General features: G+C 71.0%; 4 protein-coding genes. All 4 read right to left on the reverse strand.

What is annotated here, in order from left to right; all coding sequences use genetic code 11:
• Positions 1–645 precede the first annotated feature (645 nt).
• Positions 646–1917, reverse strand: a complete 1272-nt coding sequence (locus BLR04_RS34060; RefSeq protein ID WP_090773126.1) for a GGDEF domain-containing protein — start codon at positions 1915–1917, stop codon at positions 646–648.
• Between the two features lie 759 nt (positions 1918–2676).
• Positions 2677–3273 carry a single-stranded DNA-binding protein gene (locus BLR04_RS34065; RefSeq protein WP_176903416.1) on the reverse strand — a complete coding sequence of 199 codons (597 nt, stop codon included), beginning with the start codon at positions 3271–3273 and terminating at the stop codon, positions 2677–2679.
• A gap of 756 nt (positions 3274–4029) precedes the next feature.
• Positions 4030–5652, reverse strand: a complete 1623-nt coding sequence (locus tag BLR04_RS34070) for a GTP-binding protein (protein WP_090773130.1) — start codon at positions 5650–5652, stop codon at positions 4030–4032.
• Positions 5649–8596 (reverse strand): GTPase (locus BLR04_RS34075; protein ID WP_245740839.1); only part of this gene is annotated, 2948 nt, incomplete at its 5' end. The genes BLR04_RS34070 and BLR04_RS34075, both read right to left, overlap by 4 nt.

Genomic DNA, 8596 nt, shown 5'->3' on the forward strand with positions numbered 1-8596 from the left:
GCGCCCGGCCACTCAGCAGGTCGCACAGCATGCCGACGACGCGATCGGGCTGCTGGAACTGCTGTCTCCGCATGGGGTCGCACGCGTGGCCGGTGCGGCTCAGGTGCGATCGTCGCGCTGCACCTGTTCACCCCGAGCGGATCGAACGCGTGCCGGCGCACCAGCCACCGGTGGTGGAGGTACCGCCGGACGCCGCCGGGCACCGCGCGCTGCTCGCCCAGGCCGGGCAGGGCGGCAAGGAGTTCGTCGATGTGACGCGCGACTCGCCCACTCGACGCCCTTCCAACCAACAGCACCAACCCACGCGACTATCCGGACTCCGCCCGGAAGCCCTGTCCAGCACGCTCCGCCGTCTCCATCCCTCCGGGAAGATCCACTCCACCGCCCCCATCCCGCCCGGAGGATCCACTCCATGGGCACGCCAGACCACCACCGACCCAACCCACCACCCGAACGCCGGCTCAGCACACCTCACACACCCGCCCGGCGGAGCCGCTCTACTCGGTCACGGTCGGCAGCTGAATGACAGAGATGCAGACACGGTCGTTGGGGCCGGCACGACGGCCGGACCACGGAGAAGACCACGGAGAAATGGACACGGTCCTGCAGGCGCGGCACGACCGTCGTACCCGAAGAAGCGGTCGTTCAGGAGCGGCGTGGGGGCTGGGCGGCCGGGACGCAGACGCGGTCGCGGCCCAGTTCCTTGGCTCGGTAGAGGGCCAGGTCGGCGGCCGTCAGCAGGTCGATCAGCTCGTCGCCGTGCGCGTTCATCAAGGCGACGCCGGCCGAGACCGTCACCCTGACCAGGCCGTCGTCCACCGGCACGGCCATGAGCCGGACATGCATGCGCAGCCGCTCGGCCACCTGGCGGGCCTCGTCGGCGTCGGCACCCGGCAGCAGGACGACGAACTCCTCGCCGCCGAAGCGCCCCACCACGTCGTAGTCGCGCAGTTGGCTGCGCATCGTGGCAGCCACTCCCACCAGCACCTGGTCACCCACCAGGTGTCCGTAAGCGTCGTTGACGCGTTTGAAGTGGTCGATGTCGAGGATCAGCACCGCCAGGCACTCGCCCGTGCGGCGGGCGCGGACGATCTCGGTGTCGGCCTCACGCTGCCAGGCCGCCGCGTTGAGCAACCCTGTCTTGGCGTCAGTACGGGCGGCCGCCTGGAGCTGGGCATGGAGCAGGCTGCGCTGCAACAGCACCACAGGCGGCAGCGCGAGGACGAGCAGCGCCTCGTTCAGGCCGCACAGGATCGCCACGGTGACGCCGAGACAGAGCTCCACCACGTCGAGCAGGACGTTCTCCCGATTCCACAGGACCTCCCGCCAGCTCATGTCAGGGTCGGCCGTGTGCGCCGCGACGGCGATCAACGCGGTGTTGAGCAGGGCGAACAGCACCGCGGCCGCCACCGCGTACAGGATCGGCTCGGCACTCCCCCGCGACAGCGCCCACGGGTCGGCGGCCAGCCAGTGGAAACCGACACTGGCCGTGCAGGCGGCCAGGCCGATGGCCGCCGCACTGAACACCCTTCGGTGCAGCACCGTGGCCCGCACCCGTACCTGCAGCAGGGCTTGCAGCACGATCGGCGCGAGCAGCGCGTAGAGCGGGGGCAACAGCAGCGCCACCGGCAGCCACCAGGCCGACAACAGGTCGCGCGAGACGCCCGCGGGCATACCGAGCCGCCTGCTGGCCTCGATGCACACCGCCCCACAGGCCATCAACGCGCCGAACGTCACCAAGTCCTGCCACCGGAGGGAGGCGGTGGCGGAGAACAAAACGATCGCCCCCAGATCGAGGGCGACGATGGCACACAGGTAGAGCACAAGAGGGCGGCGTTGCCCGAGCAGGGGCCAGCGCCCAGCCGGAGTTGACGCACTGCCGCGAGACTTGACCGAGGCGTGACCGGTGACCGCCATCTCGTCTCCTCCCTGACTAACGATGTGTAACACAATAATTGCGGAGTGTGCGGCGCGGGGCGGGAACCGATACGTTTTGAGCGGCCTGCCGCAACTAAGGCAGGCTTGCGACGCAGAGCCGTGCTGGAAAGGAGCCATCATGGAACGGGGCGTGACCTGGACGTATCAGCTGCCTCAGCCGCGCTGACACGGCCACCGGACCATCGGCCGCCCCTCGGGTAAGCGGCACCCCCGCACCCCGGCCGATGCCCCTCCCCCTCCTCCCACCCACCCCCCTCAGCTCCACCGATACGCCCGGCCCCGTATCCCTCGCCGACCGCCACCCGCGACCAGCACGACTTCCCTCGCGGAGCGGCGTCCCCAGCGGCGGCGGCAACAGGCTCTCGACGGACTGGACCTCCTGTGAGTGGGCGTCACATGCGGCCCCGGCGACCGCTGCGAAAGGGAGAGGTCCTGGGGCGTTGGCTGCGAAGCGTAAAAGGATCAGGGCGCCCCCATGAAGCGAGAGAAGGCTCGGGCGTTGCCGCGGGGCTGAGAAGGCTCAGGGCGCCACCGCGGATCATGCGAAGACCCAAGGAGCCACCCCAGAGCTGAGAAGACCCGCGGCGCCGGGAGCACTCGAAGACTTAAGGAGCCGCCGCAGAGCTGAGAAGACCGGCGGCGCCGTCGCGGAGCGTGCGAAGGCCCAGGGCGGCCATGTACATAAGGGGGCCGGTGGGAGGCGGCGGTTGGTGGGTGCCGCCTCCCACCGGGGTGGCGTCATGCTGCCGCGAGTGCCTCCTCGGTCACGTCGTCGGGTTCGGACGTCTCGTCGGCATCGGGTGCCTGGTGGGCGCCGAGGAAGCGGACGGTGGAGGAGTCGTCAGCCGTGGAGGGCGGCGAGGTCGTAGCGAGGTCGGGCGCGGGGGAACGCCCTGCTCTGGTGCCCATGGCCCAGTCGCGGGTCTCCTCGTCGAGCCGGTCGCGCATCTCCTTGCTGATCGAGACCACCCCGCCCCGCTCGGGCTTGGTGAAGGCGCCCGTGCCCCAGCGCAGGTCGTGACCCACCGCGCTGGCCTCGATCTCCGGGACGAAGCGGCGGTCGCCCTCGGCGCCGAACTCACGAATGCGCAGCTTGCCCGACACCACCACGGGCTGCCCGGCGCGTACGGAGGTGGCGACGTTCTCGCCGAGAGCGCGCCAGCAGCGGACCGTGAAGCAGACCCGCTCGCCGTCGGTCCACTGGCCTGTCTTCCTGTCGAAGTAGCGATGCGAGGTGAGAACCCTGACCGAGGTGACCTTCGTGCCGTCGTCGAAGCTGTACTGCCTGGGCTCTGCCGCGACGTTCCCGGTGAGTGTGACGTAGATGTCGTTCATGTGATGCCTTCCCTGCAGCGGGCTGACTGCCCGCGACCTGGGAACACCATGCCGGGACGGGCCCATGTCGCTGGCCGCAGAACGCCGTTCTGTGGACAACCGGACGAGCGGCCAGGATGGCTGTGGACGAACGACCTCCGCGAGGGGTCCCCGCGGGACGGCAGCCCCACCCGCCGACCTCCGCGAACGGTACTTGTGGGCTGACAGCCCCGCCCCGCGACCTCCCAGTGACGCCCGTGGACGGACGGCAGCCCCCTGCAGCTGCATCGAGATCACAGACACTGGCGCTCGTCACACGAGCGCACCTGAACCGGAGCGGGCCGCTCGCACGCCGAGGTTGGACAACCCACCCAAAACGCTTAAGGCGAGCCGGACACCCAGCACCACCACAGCGGGACACAGCCCTGGGGTCGAAGCCGGCGAGCGGAGCGCGGTGCCGAGCCACACACCCAGCCAGCATCCGAACAGCGGAATGCAGCGCCCAGGCGCGCGAACCGGTGAGCAGCCGCGCCTTCGGGTGCGGCACGAGGATGCGCGAGACCAGGGAGCACCAAATGGCGAGGCGCCTCTCGCCGGTCAGTAGAGGTCGCGTAGGGCGATGAAGGTCAGGTGGAAACACGTAGGCCGGTGGAGGTCAGCCCGACAGATCACGTAGGGCGATGAAAGTCAGGTGGAAACACGCAGGCCGGTGGAGGTCAGCCCGACAGATCACGTAGGGCGATGAAAGTCAGGTGGAAACACGCAGGCCGGTGGAGGTCAGCCCGACAGGTCACGTAGGGCGGTGTAGAAGGCTTGGTGGCGGGTCAGTTCGGCTTCGACTGGTTCCACCACCATGGTGGTGGAGACGGCCGCGACTCTGCGTCGCATCTCGCGTTCCAGGCGTTCGCGTTCGCGCGCCGCCCCCAGCTCGACGAAGTTGCGTGACGCGACGCCCGACAGCGCGCCGAGACCCAGGACGGCGACCGTCATCAGCCCCACCCAAGGCAGCGCCTCGCTGTCGCCCAGCAGCTCCAGCGCCGGCGGCACCTGGTCGGGCATGAACAGCCCCACGGCCAGCCAGGCCAGGCCCACGACGAACGCCAGCACGAGGACGTACTGCCACACCCTCAGGAGCGTCCACCAGGCCGGCACGCGGTCGAGCGGCGGCGCGACCGCGGCGAGGTCGTCCGTCAGGGTCTGCGGCAGTTTGCGCGCGTTGGATCTGGCCGCCTTGTGGACGGCCGATCGCCACACCCGGTGCATCCCCACGGAGACCCCGTCGGCGAGCGCCTGGACCGCGTTGGCGACCTCGGCCGACTGCGCGCTGACCGCCGCCGTGGCGATGTTGCGGACCTCCTTGCCCACGTCGTCGAGCCGCAGGCTCTTCAGCGGGTCGCTACGGAACTTCCCGAACCATCGCGGGTACGGCCACCCGACCCAGCGGTTCGAACGCTCGGCGTAGACGCTCTCCATGGCGTCGCCCACCGCCGGAACGCCCACCGCGTCGCACAGCGCGTCGGCCAGGCCCATGCGCCGGGCTTCGTCGACCGACGAAGGAGCCGACAGCGCCTCGCCCAGCGGCATGGACTCGCTGATGCGCCGCTCCAGCCGCGCCAGGTCGGCTTCGAGCTTCTGGATGGCGGCCCGCCTGCGGCCGACCGCAGCCGAGATGACGCTCTTGAGGCTCTCGATGCCGCGCCCGGTGACCGCCGAGGTAGGTACGACGCTCGGGTGCTCGACACCCTCCCGGCGCAGCAGGTCGTTGAGGTCGATGACGAGCTCGGCCAGCTCTTCGGTGGTGAGCCGGTCGGACTGGTTGAGCGCGAACACGGTGACCGCGTCGTGCCCGGCGAGCTCCGTGACGTAGCGGCGGTGGGTGGACGCGTCGGCGTACTTCTGCGGGTCGAGCACCCACACCACCAGGTCGGCCATGCCGATCAGCCGGTCGGCCTCAGTGTCGGCCAGCGCCCGGATCGAGTCGTGGTCGGGCAGGTCGAGCAGGATCAGCCCGTGGAGCTGGCCGTCGCCCTTGTCGAGCGCGCTGGCCCGCGAGAAACGGTGGCGCTCCTGGATCTGCAGCCAGTCGAGCAGCGGCCCCGTCCCGTCGAAACCCCACACACAGGCGTGCGTACGGGCAGTGGTCGGCCGGCGTACGCCGGTCGGCGACAGGTCGAGCCCGGAGATCGCGTTGAACAGGGACGACTTGCCGCTGCCCGTGCCGCCCGCGAGGGCGACGACGGTGTGCTCGGACGACAGCTTGAGCCGGTCGCCGGCCTGCAGCAGCAGCTCCGTGGCCTCGTCGAGCAGTTTCTTGTCGAGCCGCCCCGCGCCCAGCTCCACCACCTTGGTGAGCGCGGACAACCGAGCGGCGAGCCCCGGCTTGGTGGTCATGGTGGTCATCTAGCGACCTCGAGGTTGTACGTCGCCTGGTAGAGGCGGGTTGCGGCGGACTCATCCGGAATGCCCGCGGAGTCTAGCGCCTGCGCGTATCGCAATGCCTCCTCGTCGAACAGCATGCCGACCCGCGCCCGCAGGTCGGTCAGCGCCTTGGCGCCGATGGCGCGCAGCGACTCGGCTCCGAGCAGGGCGTTCACGAGCCTGTGCGGCACGCCCTCACCGGCGCCCCCGCTGAACATGGCGACCATGAAGATCAGCGCGAGCGAGTCGGGGTCGAACTTGACGATCTTCGACACCGAACGCTTGGCCACCCCTTCGGTGCGGACGAGCTCGAGCAGGTGGTCCTGCCAGGACGCGATGGCCCGGGTGGTGTGGCGGACCAGATCGTCGGACGGCCGGTCGAGGTCTTCGCCCAGCTTGGCGCCCAGCTCGGCGCGGTGCCGCCAGCGGGCCGCCACCTCTTCGCAGGCCTGGTTGGCGGCGGCGATGATCACCGATTCGAGCCCGGCGCGGACCGCCGCCTTGAACGCCAGCACCCGTTCGGGCACCTGCCTGCCGGCCCTGCCGCGCTTGCGTACCCGCAGCGAGCGGATGAGGTCGCCGGAGCCGGCGAAGTCCTGCCAGCGGGCGAGCACCTCACCGTGCAGGAGGGAGCCGTTGCGCGATGCCCTGTCGAGCTCCGCGAGCGCGCCGAGGAAGGCCGCCTCCACGTCGCTGCGCAGCTCCGCCCGGAACGCGACCTGCGCCTCCAGCTGCTTGGCCAGCGCGGGGACACGGGTGCGGAAGCTGTTGAGCACCCCGTCGAGGGTCTCGCGTACGGCACGCGCCCGGCGCCTCTCGTCGACCGACAGCTCGGCGAGCCACAGCCGCAGCTCGGTGACCTCGGCGTCGGGCAGCCGGCCGTCGGTGACCTCGGACTCGTGCACCACGAACCGGTCGATCTCGCCCAGCCCGTACTCGGTGAGCATCCGGACGAAGTGTTTGAGCACCACGTCGGACGACTTCTGCGGCACCCGCGACAGGACGATGGCCAGCCGCGCGCCACGTTCCTTGGCCAGCCGCAGCAGGCTCCACGCGGGGGCGTCGGCGTAGCGGGCGGCCGTGGTGACGAAGATCCACAGGTCGGCGACGTCGAGCATGCGGTGGGCGATCTCGTGGTGCTCCTCGACCACCGAGTCGATGTCGGGAGTGTCGAGCAGCGCGACGCCCTGCGGGAGTTTCTGGGTCGCGACGATGACCAGGCCGTGCTTGTCGTCGCCGGGGGCGGACAGGCGCGGCAGGCCGCCGAGCAGCTCGCCCTCGGCGAACCACCTGTGGTCGTCGGGGTGGCACGCCAGGACGGGGTGGCCCGTGGTGGGGCGGCGTACGCCGGTGCGGGAGACGTTCTTCTCGGCCAGGGAGTTGACGAGGGTGGACTTGCCCGCGCCGGTCGAGCCCGCGACCACGATGAGGGCGGGGGCGGTGCTCGTCTTGATGCGGGGCAGGACATAGTCGTCGAGCTGGGCCAGCAGGGCCGCCTGGCCCTTCCTCGCCTCCTCGACTCCGGGCAGGTCGAGGCCGAACCTCAGGCCGGCGACGGTCTCGCGGAGCGTGCCGAGCGCCGAGGTCAGGGCCTCCACCAGCTCCGCCGGCAACTCCTCCCCACCGACCCCGTCATCTGCCCCGTCACCGGCGCTGAGGCCCGCGGTGACACGGCTCTCGGCGACACGGTCATCAGCGACCTGGTCCGCAGCAGCGCCGCCGTCCTCAACGGCCCGGTCATCGGCAACATGAGTTGCAGCAGGGCTGTCCTCGACGACCCGGCTCTCAGCGACCTGGCCCACAGCAGCGCCGGCGTCGACGATCCTGCCCTCAGCGACCTGGTGAACGGTCGCGCCGGCTGCGACGATCCGGTCATCAGTGGTCAGGTCCGCGGCGGCCCGGTCTTCGGCAGTGCCGCTCTTGGTAGCGCCGCTGTCGGCGGCCCGGTCTTCGACAGTCTTCAGGCGCTCGTCCGCCTCGACAGCCGGGGTTTCCTGAGTCGGCTCGCTCGTCTCGGCGGTGTCGCCTGTCGGGGCAGGTTCCGCGGCTTCGGCGGTTTCGGCCTCCGCCGTCGGTCCGGGTTCGTCGTGGGACGGGTGGGCGGTCTCACCGACGGTCGGTTCGGCGTCGGGATCCGCCGCCGCAACGGCAGTGGTGTCGTCGGAGGTGCTGCGGTGCGACATGTCGTCGGCCGCCGCGCTGTCGCCGGGCTCGGCTGTCGCGGTGCCGAACGTGCCGGCGAACGCGTCACCGGCAGGCTCGTCGGCCGAGGCGGACGTCACGTCCTCGGGGGCACCTGCCGCCACCTCCGCGATCGTGTCGTCGGTTTCCGGGCCGGTCTCGTGTTCCGGCACGGTCGCGGCGGAGTCGGCCTCGCCCGTCGCGAGGCTCGCGCGTCCGGAAGCTTCCGCTGCGCTGCCCGCTTCGGCGTCCGGCTCAGCGGGCTCAGGGGCTGCGGGCGCAGGGGTGTGGGTGTCCGGCCGCGCCTCCGTGGCGGTGTCGTCGGGCGTGCGCGGAGTTGTGGGCGCGGCGGGAACGCGCGGCGCGGCGTCGCGGGACACCGCGGGGATCACGGCGGTGTCGGCAGGGTCGTGCTCGACCGGAACGCTGGACGCCGCGTCCGCCTCCTCACCGGCAGCCGGTACGTCGGCGGGGGCCGCGCGGGATCCGGGGCCGCCCAGCGAGGCGGGCTTGACGAAAAGGGACGGCCTTTCGGACGGCGTTTCCGGCATGTCGGGCGAGGTGGTCGGGGCGGCTGGTTGTTGCAGCACCGCTGGCTTCTCGAACATCGACGGCCTGCGCGTCGGCGGCTCCTGCGCAGGACCGTCGCGCTCGAACAGCGACTGCCCCCGCCCGGACGGCTCAGGCCCACCCGAACCCTCACCATCACGCTCGAACAACGACCGCTCACGCCCGGACGGCTCAG

This window comes from Nonomuraea maritima, from assembly GCF_900100395.1.
Classification (GTDB): Bacteria; Actinomycetota; Actinomycetes; order Streptosporangiales; family Streptosporangiaceae; genus Nonomuraea; species Nonomuraea maritima.